Origin of the sequence: Streptomyces hilarionis (assembly GCF_024539675.1) — a bacterium.
GTDB lineage: Bacteria > Actinomycetota > Actinomycetes > Streptomycetales > Streptomycetaceae > Streptomyces > Streptomyces hilarionis.
On sequence record NZ_JAHHIT010000041.1, the window covers coordinates 20,414 to 36,189 of the forward strand.

The following is a 15,776-nucleotide window of genomic DNA, read 5'->3' on the forward strand; positions in this document are numbered from 1 at the left end:
ATCTCCCTGAGACGACGTCAGGACAGTGGGCCGGAAGTGCGGTTGACGGCATGGCTATTATCCACGCTGAAGAGGTCCTCGTGCAATTTCACGGGAAATTGCGCGTACGAAGCGAGGAGAGTGCAATGCCTTCAGTGCCGAACGGAGTGCGGGCGAGCTCGCTGGGCGTCCGCTGGCTCAAGAGCAGTCACAGCAACGCCGAGGGCAACTGCGTCGAGGTCGCGGCCTTGGAGGGCGGGGGCGTCGCCCTGCGCAACTCCCGTGACCCCGACGGCCCGGCGCTGGTGTACACGCCGGCCGAGGTGGCCGCGTTCGTGGCCGGTGCGAAGGGCGGGGAGTTCGACCATCTGGTGTGAGCTCCGGATGGAGCCGCCGCGAGGGTCCGGCAGGCGCCCCGCCGGTCCGGCGGTCCCGTGCCGCCCCGAGGGGGCGCGCAGGAGGAGGGCCGGGCGCGAGGGTGTCCGACGGGGCGCGTAGGTGCTCGACGGAACCTCAATTCCCCTGCCGCGTGCGGCCGGAGGGGTTCGGATGCGATACTGCGGTCTGTCGTCTGCCGGTCCACGGGGAGTCAGGATGTCTGTCGAGTCACCTCGCGTGTCCCGCCTCGAACCGTATCTGAACCGGGCCGAGCCCGCTCCGACCTTGCTGAAAATGCTGGTCGGCGTACAGCTGGCCGGCATCCGCGAGGACGCCGGCTACTCGCAGGACCAGGCCGCGCGCGCCCTCGGGTTCAGCCCGGCCAAGCTGTCGCGGATCGAGGCGGGCAAGGGGCGCAAGCCTCCCGTCGAGACCGACGTGCGCGCCCTGCTGTCGCTGTACGGAACGGGCGAGCACGAGGCCTCCGTCCTGATCCAGCTCCTGCGGCAGGCGGGCCAGCCGGGGTGGTGGCAGCGCTACGACAAACGGCTGATGCCCGAGTGGTTCGACCGGCTGGTCGGTCTTCAGGAGGCGGCCACGGCGATCCGCACCTTCGAGATCCAGTACGTGCCCGGCCTGTTGCAGACTCCCGCGTACGCGCGTGCCGTCGTGGAGCGCGGGCTCCCGACGGCGACGGCACGCGAGGTCGAGCGCCGGGTGGAGCTGCGGACCCGGCGCGCCGAACTGCTGCGCCGACCGGACGCCCCGCAGGTCTGGGCCATCCTCGACGAGTCGGTGCTGCTGCGGGTGCTGGGCAGCCGTGAGGTGATGCGCGAGCAGCTCACCCACCTCGTGGAGCTGGCCGCGCTGCCCCATGTCACCGTCCAGGTGGTGCCGTTGGACGTCACGCACGCCTCGGCGCCGGCCATACCGGTCACCTACCTCCGCTTCGGCGGCGCCGATCTGCCCGACGTCGTCTACCTGGAGCAGATCCGCAGCGCCACCTTCCTGGAGGACCGGGACGAGACGGAGGAGTACCGGGTCGCGCTCGACCGGCTGGCCGACGAGGCGCTCAACCCGCGCGAGTCCGTGGCCCTGCTGGAGAAGGCCGTGCACGAGCGCTACCCGTGACCGGGCGGCCGTGCGAGCGCTGCTCCTGACCGGGCGCGCGAGCGTGGCCGCGGCGCGAGCGGCCGGACGCGGCTAGCCCAGGCGGCCCACGCCGCCGAACTCGATCCACTCCTGCGTGAGTTGGCGGGGCGCGACCTCGGTGTCCGGGCGCCAGGTGGAGACCTCGACGAGCCCCGGTTCGAGGATGTCCAGGCCGTCGAACAGCTCGGCGACGTCCTTCTCCTGGCGGACCCGGCCCCAGTGGCCCTGGGTGGCCTTGTCCATGAAGTCGGTGACGAACTCCCTGACCGCCGGGTCCTCGCTCACGAGCTGGCACATCAGCACGAAGCTGCCGGGCGCGAGGCGCTCGGTCACCCGGCGCACCAGCGCCTGCGGCCCGTCGGTCTCGCTGTCGGGGATGCAGTGGAACACCGAGTTGAACAGCACGGCCACCGGCTGGGAGAAGTCGATCAGGCGCTGCGTCTCCCGGTGCCCGAAGACGGTCTCGGTGTCCCGCATGTCGGCGTGGATCACGGTGGTCCGCTCGTCCTGCTGGAGCAGGGCGCGCCCGTGCACGAGGACCATGGGGTCGTTGTCCACGTAGACGACGTGGGTGCTCGGGTCGATGCGCTGGGCGACCTGGTGCACGTTGTCCTGGGTGGGCAGGCCGGAGCCGTGGTCGAGGAACTGCCGGATCCCGTACTCCTGGCTGAGGGTGCGCACCGCCCGCTGGAGGAAGCGCCGGTTGTTCAGCGCGAGGGCGCGGGTGCTGGGGACGACCTTGTCGAGCTCCTCGCAGGCGGCGCGGTCGGCCGCGTAGTTGTCCTTGCCGCCCAGGTAGTGGTCGTACATGCGCGCGGCCGTCGGCACCGTGGCGTCGATCGACGTGGACAGCTCATTGCCAGGCTGCATCTCTTCCCCCAGACCCCCGCCGTGCCACGGGCTGGCCCGACCGGCAACCCATCCTAGGGAAGCGGCAATTGACGGCACCACCCCTTGATCGACGGTTCCCCCTCCCGGTGTCCGCCCCGGGGCCGGTCCGCCGCACCGGCGTCAGTCCATTGGACTGCATGTCCAGCCGCTGGACTCCTGGTCCAATCGCTGCTCTAATGGCGCCATGGAGGCCACAGCACGGAGCCGGGGCGGGGAAGCCGAGCAGGACGCGATCCTGCGGGCGCTGACGCCGCTCGTCGAGGGCATCGCGGCGACCTTCGGCCCGCTGTGCGAGGTGGTCCTGCACGACTACCGGCGACCGGAGCGGTCCGTGGCCGCCGTCGCCGGAGCGGTGACGGGACGGGCGGTCGGCGGCGCGATGAGCGAGATCGGGATGCGCGTCCTCGCCCGCGGCGACGACGCGGCCGACGAGCTGAACTACGTCACCCGCACCGGCGGCGGCAAGCTGGTCAAGTCGTCCACGATGGTGCTGCGCGACTCCGGCGGCGCGGTGTTCGGCGCCCTGTGCGTCAACGTGGACGTCACGGAGGTCGACCGGGTGCAGGGCCTGCTGGCCGCCCTCGCGGGGGCGGCCGGAGCGCGGGCCGAGGCGCCGGTGACCGCTTTCGGCGACGACATCGACTCCGTCGTCGACGCCCTTCTCGACGCCCATCTCGCGCGGCAGGACCGGACCTGGGCCGCTCTCGACGGCCCGGGCCGGCTGGCCCTCTTCCGGGGGCTGGACGAACGCGGGGTGTTCGCCGTGCGCCGCGCCGTCGAGCAGATCGCCGCCCGCCTCGGCATCTCCCGCGCCTCCGCCTACACCTACCTGTCCCGGTCCAGGGCCGTGCGTGACGCCGACGGCCCGGACGGCACACCCCAGGGAGCACACCCGTGACGACCACACCCCCGCCGATCACCCTCGACGACGTGCGCGACGCGGCCGTCCGCCTCAAGGGCGTCGCCCACCGCACGCCGGTGCTGCGCTCCCGGACCCTCGACCGGGCGGTCGGCGCCGAAGTCCTGCTCAAGTGCGAGAACTTCCAGCGTGTCGGCGCCTTCAAGTTCCGCGGCGCCTACAACGCGGCCTCCCGGCTGACCCCCGAGCAGCTCGCCCGGGGCATCGCCGCCTACTCCTCCGGCAACCACGCCCAGGCCGTCGCGCTGGCGGCGCGCGAGCTCGGCGCCGGCGCCGTGATCGTGATGCCCGAGGACGCGCCGCGCTCCAAGCGGGCGGCGACGCAGGGCTACGGCGCCGAGATCGTGACGTACGACCGCTACACCGGCGACCGGGTGGCGATCGCCGAGGCACTGGCCGCCGACCGGGGCCTGACCCTGATCCCGCCCTACGAGCACCCGCACGTCATGGCGGGTCAGGGCACCGCCGCCCTGGAGCTGCTGGAGGAGGCCGGGGAGCTCGACGCCCTGCTGGTGCCGGTCGGCGGCGGCGGACTCCTCGCCGGCAGCGCCACCGCGGTCAAGGGCCTGCGTCCGGGTGTGCGCGTCGTCGGCGTGGAGCCGGAGCAGGGGGACGACACCAAGCGCTCGCTGGAGGCGGGCCGGCGCGTGGAGATCCCGGTGCCGCGGACCATCGCCGACGGCCAGGCCGTGCACGTCCCCGGAGAGCTCACCTTCTCGGTGGTCCGGCGGCTCGTGGACGAGATCGCCCTGGTCACGGATGACGAGATCCGCTCGGCGATGCGCTTCGCGTTCGAGCGCCTGAAGATCGTCACGGAGCCGAGCGGGGCCAGCGGCCTGGCCGCCCTGCTCGCGGGCCGGGTCCCGGTGACGGGCGGCCGGATCGGCGTCGTCGTCTCCGGCGGCAACATCGACGCGGCGCGCTTCGCCGAGCTGTGCGGCGACGCCGACTGAGGCCGGCGCCGCCCGGATGGCGGCCCCCGGTGGACGGGCGGACGATGGGGGCGTAAGGGCGCGGCTCCACCGGTGACGTCCAGGTCCGCCGGGGAGACCGGCCGCGGCCGTGGTCGAGCACGGCCGGAAGGGAGGAGCGTCATGATGGAAGTGAAGACGCTCGAAAAGCCGGACGAGCGCCGCGATTTCCCCCGCGGCCACCTCGAGGCCGTTCACATGACGGGGCTCGACTTCGCCGTGGCGACCTTCGAGCCCGGCTGGCGCTGGACCGAGTCGCTCGCGTCGATCGCGGGCACCGCCACCTGCATGATCCATCACAACGGCTATGTGGTCTCCGGACGCATGCACATCACCATGGACGACGGCGGCGAGGCCGAAGTGGGCCCGGGCGACGTCTTCGTGGTCCCGCCGGGCCACGACGCCTGGGTGGTGGGCGACGAGCAGTGCGTCGTGTACGACTTCGCCGGGGCGATGGCGAAGGACTACGCCAAGGCCGACTAGGGCGCGGGCGGCGGCGCGGCGGGCCCGGCCGGACGGGGGCGGCCAAAACTCCGCGCGTCAGACGGGAAGCAGGCGGCCGGTGAGCTCAGCGAGCTGGCGGGCGTTGCGGCACTCGTGCATCGCCACCAGCTCGGCGTACTCCGGCGCCGCCGAGTCGCCGGTGCCCCACAGTGAGCGCGGCTCCGGGTTCAACCAGTACAGCCTGCGGGACCGTTCGGCGATCTCGCGGACGGCCGCCAGGTTGGGGTCGCTCATGTTGGTGCGCGCGTCGCCGAGGACGAACACCGTCGTGCGGGGCCCGACGGCCGCGCCGTGGCGCTGCACGAACTCGCCCAGGGCGACGCCGTAGTCGCTGCTGCCGTGGTAGCCCGTCACCGTCGCCTCGGCCCGGATGCGGGCGCCGAGGCCCTCGGGGTCGGCGTGCCCGTGCTCCAGCAGGCGCGTCACCTCGTCGATCCGGTTGACGAAGGCGAACACCCTGACCTTGCTGAACTGGTCGTGCAGCGCCTGCACCAGCAGCATCGTGAAGTCGGAGAACCCCGACACCGAGCCCGACACGTCGCACAGGAGCACCAGTTCGGGGCGGGCCGGGCGACGGCGGCGCAGCACGGGCCGCATCGGCACCCCGCCCGTCGACAGGGAGCCGCGCAGGGTGCGCCGAAGGTCGATCGTGCCCCGGGCGGCCCGGCGGCGACGCGCCGCCATGCGGGTGGCCAGTCTGCGGGCCAGCGGCTGTACCGTCCGGCGGAGTTCGGCCAGCCGGTCCTTCCCCGCGTACAGGAAGTCGACCCGGTCGGCGGTCGGAGCCACCGCGCGCCGGGCGATCTCGTCACGGCCCCTGCGCTCCGCGACCCGGCGCCGTGCCTCCTGGGCGACGAGGGCGCGGAAGGCCTCGATGCGGCGCCGGATCTCGTCCTCCAGCAGCCGGTCGGCGAAGCCGGAGGCGCCGCCCCGGGACCGGACGTCGTCCCGCACGCGCGCCAACAACGTCTGCGGGCGCAGCCGTTCGAGGGTCTGGTGCGACGACCAGCCGTCCGTGCCCGGTGAGGTCCCGTAGCCGCCGAGGCCGTCGACCGCCTCGATCGCCAGGCGGCCGAGCAGCGCCTCGTCGTTCGCGGCGAGCGCGGCGGCCAGCCGGTCGCGCAGGTCGTCGCGCTCTCCCGGCTCGTCCTGCGGCGCGCCGACGCCGTAGGGGAAGTACAGGTCGAAGACGGTGTCGAACACCCGCCGCTGGTCCGGGGAGTGCAGGAGGGTCGCGGCCAGGCCTTCGCGCAGCAGGCCGCGGTCGGCGAACCCCAGGGCCGTCGCTGCCTGCGCGGCGTCGACCGTCTCACCGGTGCCGACCCGGACGCCGTGGGCGCGCAGCGCGGCGACGAAGCCGACGATACGGTCGGCCGCCTCGACGCTCATCCGGCGTCCAGGTCGAGCTTCGCGCCGGCCCTGAGGATGTCGTCCTGGTGCTTGAGGATCACGCCGAGGGTCTCGCGCACGAGGTCCTCGTCGAGGGCGTCGGCGCCGAGGGCGAGCAGGGTCCGCGCCCAGTCGATCGTCTCGGCCACCGAGGGCGCCTTGCGCAGGTCCATCGCGCGCAGCGCGCCGACCACCCGGACCACCGACTCGGCCAGCGCCGCGCCGATCCCGGGCACCTTCAGCCGGACGATGCGCCGCTCCAGCTCCTCGTCGGGGAAGCCGAGGTGCAGGAACAGACAGCGCCGGCGCAGCGCTTCGGACAGCTCCCGGCTCGCGTTGGAGGTGAGGACGACGAACGGGCGGCGGGTCGCGGTGACCGTGCCCAGCTCGGGGACGGTGATCTGGAAGTCGCTGAGCACCTCCAGGAGCAGTCCCTCCACCTCGACGTCGGCCTTGTCGGTCTCGTCGATGAGCAGGACCGTCGGCTCGTCGCCGCGGATCGCGGTCAGCAGGGGGCGCGGAAGGAGGAACTCCTCGCTGAAGATGTCGGTGCGGGTCTCGTCCCACGTCTCGTCACGGCCGGCGCTGATGCGCAGCAGCTGCTTGGCGTGGTTCCACTCGTACAGGGCGCGGGACTCGTCGACGCCCTCGTAGCACTGGAGCCGTACCAGCCGGGCCTGCGTCACCTGGGCCACGGCCTTGGCCAGTTCGGTCTTGCCGACCCCGGCGGGACCCTCCACGAGCAGCGGCTTGCCGAGCCGGTCGGCGAGGAAGACGGTCGTGGCGACGGCGGGGGAGGCCAGGTAGCCGCTGCCGGCGAGGCGGGCGCGGACATCGTCGACGGACGTGAACAACGGGGCCTCCGAGCGGTGGGCGCGGGCTGCGGACATGATCCGCTCACTATCTAAGCGCTTGTTCACCGGCTTTGTCACCCGATCGGGCGCCGTTGTCAGTGGCGGGCGGTACGTTGCGGATCATGGGTGTGTATCTGGTGAGCGTGGACGCGCGGGAATGGCTCGGGGAGCACGAGGGCGGGCACGGCGAGACCGCCGCCGCGCTGAACGAGGAGCTGCGGCGGCGCGGGCAGCCGCCGTACCTGCCGGGGGAGCTCTCGGGCTCCGCGAGCGGCTGGTTCGAGGAGAAGATGAGCCCCTCCATGGAGGGGTTCGCCGCGTTGTGCCGGGCGCATCTGACCCGGGCCGAGGAGGAGACCCTCTCCGGATGGTCGGTGCTGGTGCCGCTCTTCCTCGACCGGGAGATCGAGCTGCCCGTCGGCACGCCGTACAGCGACGAGACGCTGGTGGCGGGAGCGCCGCAGGTCCTCGCGATCGCCGAGCGGCTCGCCGCCGTCCTCGGCCTGCCGCTGGACGCGATACCGGCGACCGGCAACCTGGAACTGACCCTGTGGTTCCTGGACGGCGAGGGGAGCAAGGTCGCCGCCGCCCGCCCCGGACCGTGGGCCGAGGACCTGGACACCGCGTTCTACGTGGCGGTGTACCTGCGGGCCGCCCAGTACTCCCTGCGCCACGGGTGTCCGATGGTCTACTCCTGACAGGGCGGCCGGCCCGGCGGGAGGGGCTGGAGCGCCCCCGGCGCCGCGCGGTCGCGCCGGTGTCCGGCGACCATGCGCCGTCCCCCGGGACGAGGGGGGCAGCCGCACGCGGTATCCGCCCGGCGCACGCGCCCGGACTGCCCGGCCCGGGCCCCTCGGGCCGTGGTTCAGCCGACGAGGATCACCTCCAGCGTGCGCGGACCGTGCACCCCCTCCACCCGGTCCAGCTCGATGTCGCTGGTCGCCGAGGGACCGGAGATCCACGTCAGCGGGCGGCGCGGATCGAGCCGGTCGAGCGCCTGCGGCACGGAGGACACCACCTGCCCGGGCACCCGCACCACGCAGACGTGGTGATCGGGGACCAGGGTGATGCGCCGCCGGCCCTGGTCGGGCCCGGCGTCCAGCACGATCGTCCCCGTCTCCGCGACGGCCACCGCGCACGCCGTGACCACGCTGTCCACCACGTCGAGCTCGCGGGGGCCGCTCTCCGCCCGGTCCGCCACCCGCGTGACGTCCGACTCCGCCAGCCAGGCCGTGTCGAGGCCGGGCGGCACGAGCACGGTCGACGCCTCGCGCTCCGCGAGCAACCGGGCCAGCAGCGCCGGCAGTTCGTCTTCGTCGCACCGGTGCACGATCGCCCGGTAGTCCGCCAGGTTCTCTGCCAGGAGGTCCACGGTCTGCGCCACGTCGCGCTCGCCGTGCTCGCGCAGATACGTGCGCGTCACGGCGTCCTCGTACGGCGTGTCGTCCGCGGGGACGTCGGCCAGCGCGCGCCGCACCCGGCCCAGGATCAGTTCCCTGCTGCTCACTTCGCGGTCCTTTCCTCGGCGGAGCCGCCGTTCGTGCGCTGCCACCAGTCGCGGAACGGCTCGGCGGGCACGGTCGGCAGATCGCGTGCGGCGCTCCACGCCCTGCCGGGGCCGGGCAGGGTCCGCGGGTGCAGCCCGCGGGTGCGCGACGCCAGCCGCTGCCCGGCGCGCAGGGCGCCCGGGCGGGAGAACGCCCAGCGGGCCGCGCGCATCGCCGCGCGCTCGGCGCCGTGGCCCTTGGCGGGCTTCAGCACCACCCTGTTGCCGGCCCGTGTGACCGGACCGCCCTCGACCACGCGCTCGCGCAGATGCACCAGCACCTCCGGGATGTCGATGGCGACCGGGCACACGTCGTAGCAGGCGCCGCACAGCGAGGAGGCGTACGGCAGCGAGGCGTCGATCTCGCTCGCGGTGCCCCGCAGTTGGGGGCTGAGGATCGCGCCGATCGGGCCCGGGTACACCGAGCCGTAGGCGTGGCCGCCGGCCCGTTCGTACACCGGGCACACGTTCAGACAGGCCGAGCAGCGGATGCAGCGCAGCGCCTGTCGGCCCACCTCGTCGGCGAGGGTGTCGGTACGGCCGTTGTCCAGCAGCACGAGGTGGAACGTGCGCGGGCCGTCCCCCTCGCCCGCGTCGCCGTCCCCGGTGCCGGTCCACATCGACGTGTACGGGTTCATGCGCTCGGCCGTCGAGGAGCGGGGCAGCGTCTGGAGGAAGACCTCCAGGTCGCGCCAGGTCGGCACGATCTTCTCGATGCCGACGACCGAGATCAGCGTCTCCGGCAGGGTCAGGCACATGCGGCCGTTGCCCTCGGACTCGACGACCACCAGGGTGCCGGTCTCGGCGACCATGAAGTTCGCGCCGGAGATCCCGACCTTCGCCCGCAGGAACTTCTCGCGCAGATGCAGCCGGGCCGCCTCGGCGAGTTCGGCGGGCCGGTCCGTGAGGCCCTCGGGGGCGGGACGGCCCCAGGCGCCCATCTCGGCCCGGAAGACGTCACGGATCTCGCCCCGGTTGCGGTGGATGGCCGGGACCAGGATGTGCGAGGGACGGTCCTTGCCCAACTGCACGATCAGCTCGGCGAGATCGGTCTCGTAGGCCCGGATGCCCTCGGCCTCCAGCGCCTCGTTGAGCCCGATCTCCTGCGTCGCCATGGACTTGACCTTGACGACCTCCGACTCGCCCGTCTCCTTGACGAGCCGGGTGACGATCCGGTTGGCCTCGTCCGCGTCGGCCGCCCAGTGGACCGTGCCCCCGGCCGCGGTGACCGCCTCCTCCAACTGCACGAGGTAGTGGTCGAGCCGGCGCAGCGTGTGGTCCTTGATGAGCCTGCCCGCCTCCCGCAACTGCGCCCAGTCGGACACCTCGGCCACCGCCGCCGCGCGCTTGGCGCGGATGGTGTGCGTGGCGTGGCGCAGGTTGCCGCGCAGGGTGGCGTCGGCCACCGCCTCGCGCGCCGCCTCCGGAAACGCCGGCATCCCGACGAACGTCCCGCTCACAGCGCCGGCTCCCGTTCCGTGCTCGCCAGGATCTCCGCGATGTGCACCGGCCGCATGCCGGTGCGCAGCCGGGACATGGTCCCGCCGATGTGCATCAGGCAGGAGTTGTCGGCCGCGCACAGCACCTGGGCGCCCGTCGACTCGGCGTTGCGCACCTTGTCGGCGCCCATCGCCGCCGAGACGTCCGCGTTCTTCACCGCGAAGGTGCCGCCGAAGCCGCAGCACTCGTCAGCCCCCGGCAGTTCGACCAGCTCCAGGCCCTCGACGGCGCGGAGCAGCCGCCGGGGCCGGTCCCCGAGCCCCAGCGCGCGCAGCCCGTGACAGGTGGGGTGGTAGGTCACCGTGCGCGGGTAGTACGCCCCGACGTCGGTCACGCCGAGCACGTCCACCAGGAACTCGGTGAGCTCGTAGGTCTTCGGGACCACCGGGGCCACGGCGGCGGCCAGCGCGTCGCCGCGCCCCTCGGCCCGGGCCCGCTCGCCCATCCGCGGATACAGCTCCCGCACCATCGCAGCGCATGATCCGGACGGCGTGACGATGGCCTCGTACTCGCCGAAGACATCGGAGAAATGGCGGGCCAGCGGCTCGGCCTCGTGACGGTAGCCGGTGTTGTAGTGCGCCTGTCCGCAGCAGGTCTGGGCCATCGGGAAGTCGACCTCTACGCCCAGCCTGGTCAGCAGTTTCACCACGGCACGGCCGGTGTCCGGATAGAGCGTGTCGTTGACACAGGTCAGGAACAGGGCGACACGCATCGCGGCTCCTTGGGGTAGATCATCGGATGGGTGAAGGGTAGTCCGGCTCGGCGGTCCCGGGGAGACCCCGGCTCAGCGCGCGGCGAGCCGGGCCTCCGCCTCCCGCCATCGCTCGGCGTCCCCCCGGGGCTCGTAGCGGGTCAGCGGCTGCGTGCGGGCCAGCAGCCGGCGCATGTCGGCCCGGTCGCCGACCAGGCCGTGCGCCCGTGCCTGCACCAGCACGTTGCCGAGGGCCGCCGCCTCGGTGGGGCCGGCCACCACGGGCAGCCCGCAGGCGTCGGCGGTCAGCCGGCACAGCAGCTCGTTGCGGGTGCCGCCCCCGACGATGTGCACGACGTCGACGGGGTGGTCCGCCAGACGCTGGGCGTCGGTGACCGCCCGCCGGTGCGCGAGGGCCAGGGAGTCGAGGATGCAGCGGGTGATCTCCGCGGGCGTGCGCGGGACCGGCTGCCCCGTGGCCCGGCACGCCTCGGCGATCCGCTCCGGCATCCGCCCGGGCGCGAGGAAGACGGCGTCACCCGCGTCCACGACCGACCGCAGGGCCGGCGCCCGTGCCGCGTCCCGCAGCAGTGCGCCCAGCTCGGGGTGGCCCCAGGCCCGTACGCATTCCTGGAGCAGCCACAGGCCCATGATGTTGCGCAGGTAGCGGACGGTGCCGTCCAGCCCCAGCTCGTTGGTGAAGTTGGCGGCCCGGCCGGCCTCGGTGAGGACGGGCGCCGCGAGCTCCAGTCCGGCCAGGGACCAGGTGCCGGTGCAGATGTAGGCGAAGCGCTCGCCCGCGGCGGGGACGGCCGCCACGGCGGACGCGGTGTCGTGCGAGCCGACGGTGGTCACCGGCACCGGGCCGGTCAGTCCCGTCTCCTCCAGCACCTGCGGGCGCAGCAGCCCCGCCGGGTCGCCGGGCCGCCGCAGCGGAGCGAACAGCTCCAGGTCGATGCCGAGCCGCGCGGCGACGGCGTGGGACCAGTCGCCGGTGCGCGGGTCGATCAGCTGGGTCGTCGAGGCGTTGGTCCGCTCGGTGCCCTGCTCGCCCGTCAGCCAGTAGGACAGCAGATCTGGTATCAGCAACAGCCGGCGCGCCTGCGCCAGTTGGGCCGTGCCGGCCGCCGCCGTCAGCTGGTACAGGGTGTTGAAGGGCGCGTACTGCAGACCCGTCGCCGCGTACAGCTCGGCCGCCGGCACGGTGTTCCACACCTTCTCGGCGACGCCCTCCGTGCGCGTGTCCCGGTAGTGCACCGGGTTGCCGAGCAGGGCCCCGTCGGCGTCCAGCAGGCCGTAGTCCACGGCCCAGCCGTCGATGCCGACGGAGTCCACCGGCCCGGCGGCGCGCAGCCCGTCCAGCACGCCCGCGTACAGGGACAGCACGTCCCAGCGCAGGCCCTCGGGCAGCCGCACCGGCCGGTTGGGGAAGCGGTGGGCCTCGGTGAGCTCCAGCCGGTCCGGGCCGACGCGGCCGACCATGACGCGCCCGCTGGACGCGCCGAGGTCGACGGCGGCGTACGCCCTCACGGCCGTCACCGGAGGAACGCGGCCGCCACACCCGCGTCGACGGGGATGTGCAGTCCGGTGGTGTGGGTGAGCTCGCCGCCGGTCAGCGCGAACACGGCGTTCGCCACGTGCTCGGGCAGCACCTCGCGCTTGAGGATGGTCCGCTGGGCGTAGAACTCGCCCAGCTTGTCCTCCTCCACCCCGTACACGGCCGCGCGCTGGGCGCCCCAGCCGCCCGCGAAGATCCCCGACCCGCGCACCACGCCGTCGGGGTTGACGCCGTTGACGCGGATGCCGTGCTCGCCCAGCTCGGCGGCGAGCAGGCGGACCTGGTGGGCCTGGTCGGCCTTGGTGGCGGAGTAGGCGACGTTGTTCGGGCCGGCGAAGACGGCGTTCTTCGAGGCGATGTAGACGATGTCGCCGCCCTGCCTCTGGGCGATCATCACCCGGGCCGCCTCCCGGGAGACGAGGAAGGAGCCGCGGGCCATGATGTCGTGCTGGAGGTCCCAGTCCCGGGCGGAGGTCTCCAGCAGCGGCTTGGAGACGGAGATGCCGGCGTTGTTGACCACCAGGTCGACCCCGCCGAAGGCGAGCACGGCGGCCTCGAAGGCGCGGGCGATCTGCTCCTCGGACGTCACGTCGACGGTGACGGCGACGGCCCTGTCGGGTCCGCCGAGCTCCTCGGCGACGGCGGCGGCGTTCTCGGCGTGCAGATCGGCGACGACGACGCAGGCGCCCTCGGCGGCCAGCCGGTGTGCGATCGCCCTGCCGATCCCGCTGCCGCCGCCCGTCACCAGGGCCACCCGCGTGGCCAGGGCCTTCGGCTCCGGCATCCGCCGCAGCTTGGCCTCCTCCAGGGCCCAGTACTCGATGCGGAACTTCTCCGACTCCTCGATCGGCGCGTACGACGACACCGACTCGGCGCCCCGCATCACGTTGATCGCGTTGACGTAGAACTCGCCGGCGACCCGGGCCGTCTGCTTGTCCTTGCCGAAGGAGAACATGCCCACGCCCGGCACCAGCACGATCGCCGGGTCGGCGCCGCGCATCGCGGGGGAGTCGGTGTCTGCGTGCCGGGCGTAGTAGGCGGCGTACTCCTCGCGGTACGCGGCGTGCAGTTCCCCGAGCCGCGCGATCGCCTCCTCCAACGGGGCGGCGGGCGGCAGGTCGAGCACCAGCGGCCGCACCTTGGTGCGCAGGAAGTGGTCCGGGCAGGAGGTGCCGAGCGCGGCGAGCCGGGGGTGCTCGGCCCGCGCCAGGAAGTCGAGGACGACGTCGGAGTCGGTGAAGTGGCCCACCTGGGGACGGTCCTGCGAGGCGATCGCCCGCACGTGCGGGGCCAGCGCCGCCGCCCGCTCCCGCCGCTGGGCCTCGGGCAGCGCCTCGTGGCCTTCGAGGGCCGGCCCGAACGGATCGGCCTTCCCCTTCTGCGCGAGGAAGGCCTCGGCGGTGCGGATGATGTGCAGCGAGTTGCGCTCGCACTCCTCGGAGGTGTCGCCCCACGCGGTGATGCCGTGGCCGCCCAGGACGCAGCCGATCGCCTGCGGGTTGGCCGCCTTGACGGCGGCGATGTCGAGTCCCAGCTGGAAGCCGGGCCGGCGCCAGGGCACCCATGCGACGGTGTCCCCGAAGCACTCGGCCGTCAGCTTCTCGCCGTCGGCCGCGCAGGCCAGCGCGATCCCGGAGTCGGGGTGCAGGTGGTCGACGTGGGCGGCGTCGACGAGGCCGTGCAGGGCGGTGTCGATCGACGGCGCCGCGCCGCCCTTGCCGTGCAGGCAGTAGTCGAACGCGGCGACCATCTCGTCCTCGCGCTCGACGCCCGGGTAGACGTGGGCGAGCCCGCGCAGCCGGTCCAGCCGCAGCACGGCCAGTCCCGCCCCGGTGAGTGTCCCGAGGTCCCCGCCGGACCCCTTCACCCACATCAGCTCGACGTCCCCGCCGGTCACGGGGTCGGTGCCGGTGCCCTTGGCGGACGTGTTGCCGCCTGCGTAGTTGGTGTTGCGGGGATCGGCGCCCAGCCGGTGGGACCGACCGAGCAGAGCGGCGGCTTCGGGGTGGGTGGACATGGAGATTCCTTACTTTTCCAGGAGAGGGGGAGTGCGCCTTTTCTCAGGGGCGCGGGGAACTGCGCGGCCGGCCACGACGGGCCCGCAGTCCGTGACGGACAGGTGACGGCAGAGGCCTACGCCCCCCACCCCGCCTGCTCCCCGCCGACTCGCGAGGCGACGATCTTCTCGGCCCACCCGGACCGCCGGTACGCGGCCATCGGCTCGGGGTCCAGTCCCATCTCCTCGCGCACCTCGCGCAGCAGCGGACGCACGTCCGTGTTGTACGCGTCCATCACCACGGCGTTCGCCTCCAGGACGTCCCCCGAGGCCTGCGCGGCGGCCAGCGCGGACCGGTCGACGAGCAGCGCCTTGGCGGTGGCCTCCTGCACGTTCATCACGGACCGGATGATCGCCGGGATCTTCGCCTCGATGTTGTGGCACTGGTCGAGCATGAACGCCACCTCGGACGTGAAGCCCCCGCCGCGCACGACCTCGTACATGATCCGGAACAGCTGGAAGGGGTCGGCGGCGCCCACCATCAGGTCGTCGTCCGCGTAGAACCGCGAGTTGAAGTCGAAGCCGCCGAGCTTGCCCTCCCGCAGGAGCGTGGCGACGATGAACTCGATGTTGGTGCCGGGCGCGTGGTGCCCGGTGTCCACCACGACCTGCGCCTTGGGGCCCAGTTTGAGGCAGTGCGCGTACGCGGTGCCCCAGTCCGGCACGTCCGTGGAGTAGAAGGCCGGCTCGAAGAACTTGTACTCCAGCAGCATCCGCTGTCCGTCGCCGAGCCGCTCGTAGACCGCGGCGAGACCTTCGGCGAGCCGGTCCTGCCGCGCGCGGAGGTCGTCCTGGCCGGGGTAGTTGGTGCCGTCGGCGAACCACAGCTTCAGATCGGTGGAGCCGGTCGCGTCCATGATGTCGACGCACTCCAGCAGGTGCGCGAGGGCCTTGCGCCGCACCGCCGCGTCCGGGTGGCAGACGCTGCCCAGCTTGTACGCGTCGTCCTGGAAGGTGTTGGAGTTGATCGCCCCCAGCCGCACCCCGCGGTCCTCGGCGTGTTTCGCAAGTGCGGCGTAGTCCTCCACCTTGTCCCAGGGGATGTGCAGGGCCACGGTCGGAGCCACTCCGGTGAACGCGTGCACCTGGGCCGCGTCGTCCAGCTTCTCCTGCGGGGTGCGCGGCACGCCCTCCTGGGCGAACACCTTGAAACGGGTGCCTGAGTTCCCGTACGCCCACGACGGCGTCTCGACGGCCTGGGTCTTCAGCGCGGCCTTCACCGCGGCGAGGTCGGTCACTTCGGCTCCTGTGACATCGGTCCGGAACAGCGCCCGGATGAAACGATTCAGAACGGGAAGCTATGAGGCCGCCGGGACAGTGTCAACCCCTCCGGGCAGCTCCGTTGTTCGTGATCGCCGCGTGACCTTCGGCTATCGAAAACTTTTCGA

General features: G+C 73.1%; 15 protein-coding genes. 6 read left to right on the plus strand and 9 right to left on the minus strand.

Annotated features, from left to right (window positions below; all coding sequences use genetic code 11):
• Positions 1–125 precede the first annotated feature (125 nt).
• Together KMS84_RS08835 and KMS84_RS08840 are read left to right on the plus strand one after the other, a co-directional pair.
• Positions 126–356, plus strand: a complete 231-nt coding sequence (locus tag KMS84_RS08835) for a DUF397 domain-containing protein (protein WP_190149123.1) — start codon at positions 126–128, stop codon at positions 354–356.
• Between the two features lie 217 nt (positions 357–573).
• Positions 574–1,488 carry a helix-turn-helix domain-containing protein gene (locus tag KMS84_RS08840; RefSeq protein ID WP_256915540.1) on the plus strand — a complete coding sequence of 305 codons (915 nt, stop codon included), beginning with the start codon at positions 574–576 and terminating at the stop codon, positions 1,486–1,488.
• A 72-nt stretch (positions 1,489–1,560) separates the two neighbouring features.
• Here the strand turns inward: KMS84_RS08840 and KMS84_RS08845 are convergent, their stop codons facing one another.
• On the minus strand, positions 1,561–2,379 hold the full coding sequence (locus KMS84_RS08845; protein WP_256915541.1) for an SAM-dependent methyltransferase: 819 nt from the start codon (positions 2,377–2,379) through the stop codon (positions 1,561–1,563).
• A 205-nt stretch (positions 2,380–2,584) separates the two neighbouring features.
• Between KMS84_RS08845 and KMS84_RS08850 the strand changes: the two genes are divergently transcribed.
• From KMS84_RS08850 to KMS84_RS08860, 3 genes are all read left to right on the plus strand, one after another.
• A complete protein-coding gene (locus KMS84_RS08850) occupies positions 2,585–3,298 on the plus strand; it encodes a helix-turn-helix transcriptional regulator (RefSeq protein WP_256915542.1) in 714 nt (237 codons plus the stop codon).
• Positions 3,295–4,272, plus strand: a complete 978-nt coding sequence (locus KMS84_RS08855; RefSeq protein ID WP_256915543.1) for a threo-3-hydroxy-L-aspartate ammonia-lyase — start codon at positions 3,295–3,297, stop codon at positions 4,270–4,272. Before KMS84_RS08850 ends, KMS84_RS08855 begins: the two co-directional genes overlap by 4 nt.
• Positions 4,273–4,413: 141 nt before the next feature.
• The gene (locus KMS84_RS08860) at positions 4,414–4,773 is read left to right on the plus strand and encodes a cupin domain-containing protein (protein ID WP_256915544.1); all 360 of its coding nucleotides are present in this window, start codon (positions 4,414–4,416) and stop codon (positions 4,771–4,773) included.
• Between the two features lie 57 nt (positions 4,774–4,830).
• Here KMS84_RS08860 and KMS84_RS08865 read toward each other — a convergent pair whose 3' ends face one another.
• Together KMS84_RS08865 and KMS84_RS08870 are read right to left on the minus strand one after the other, a co-directional pair.
• Complete coding sequence (locus KMS84_RS08865) at positions 4,831–6,183, minus strand: vWA domain-containing protein (RefSeq protein ID WP_256915545.1); 1,353 nt, start codon at positions 6,181–6,183, stop codon at positions 4,831–4,833.
• Positions 6,180–7,037 (minus strand): AAA family ATPase, encoded by an 858-nt coding sequence (locus KMS84_RS08870; RefSeq protein ID WP_256915612.1) that lies wholly within the window; start codon positions 7,035–7,037, stop codon positions 6,180–6,182. Before KMS84_RS08870 ends, KMS84_RS08865 begins: the two co-directional genes overlap by 4 nt.
• Before the next feature lie 122 nt (positions 7,038–7,159).
• Between KMS84_RS08870 and KMS84_RS08875 the strand changes: the two genes are divergently transcribed.
• Positions 7,160–7,735, plus strand: coding sequence for a hypothetical protein (locus KMS84_RS08875; protein ID WP_256915546.1), 576 nt, complete (start codon positions 7,160–7,162; stop codon positions 7,733–7,735).
• A gap of 167 nt (positions 7,736–7,902) precedes the next feature.
• On the opposite strand, the gene KMS84_RS08880 is transcribed toward KMS84_RS08875, so the two are convergent.
• The 6 genes from KMS84_RS08880 to rhaI form a co-directional block, all read right to left on the minus strand.
• Positions 7,903–8,544 (minus strand): LutC/YkgG family protein, encoded by a 642-nt coding sequence (locus tag KMS84_RS08880; protein ID WP_256915547.1) that lies wholly within the window; start codon positions 8,542–8,544, stop codon positions 7,903–7,905.
• The gene (locus KMS84_RS08885; RefSeq protein WP_256915548.1) at positions 8,541–10,043 is read right to left on the minus strand and encodes a LutB/LldF family L-lactate oxidation iron-sulfur protein; all 1,503 of its coding nucleotides are present in this window, start codon (positions 10,041–10,043) and stop codon (positions 8,541–8,543) included. The genes KMS84_RS08880 and KMS84_RS08885 overlap by 4 nt, the downstream gene beginning before the upstream one ends.
• A complete protein-coding gene (locus KMS84_RS08890; RefSeq protein ID WP_256915549.1) occupies positions 10,040–10,795 on the minus strand; it encodes a (Fe-S)-binding protein in 756 nt (251 codons plus the stop codon). The genes KMS84_RS08885 and KMS84_RS08890 overlap by 4 nt, the downstream gene beginning before the upstream one ends.
• 72 nt (positions 10,796–10,867) lie before the next feature.
• The gene (locus KMS84_RS08895; protein ID WP_256915550.1) at positions 10,868–12,304 is read right to left on the minus strand and encodes a rhamnulokinase; all 1,437 of its coding nucleotides are present in this window, start codon (positions 12,302–12,304) and stop codon (positions 10,868–10,870) included.
• Positions 12,305–12,309: 5 nt separating this feature from the next.
• Positions 12,310–14,349, minus strand: a complete 2,040-nt coding sequence (locus tag KMS84_RS08900) for a bifunctional aldolase/short-chain dehydrogenase (protein ID WP_256915551.1) — start codon at positions 14,347–14,349, stop codon at positions 12,310–12,312.
• A 116-nt stretch (positions 14,350–14,465) separates the two neighbouring features.
• The gene (rhaI, locus tag KMS84_RS08905) at positions 14,466–15,626 is read right to left on the minus strand and encodes an L-rhamnose isomerase (protein ID WP_256915552.1); all 1,161 of its coding nucleotides are present in this window, start codon (positions 15,624–15,626) and stop codon (positions 14,466–14,468) included.
• Positions 15,627–15,776 lie beyond the last annotated feature (150 nt).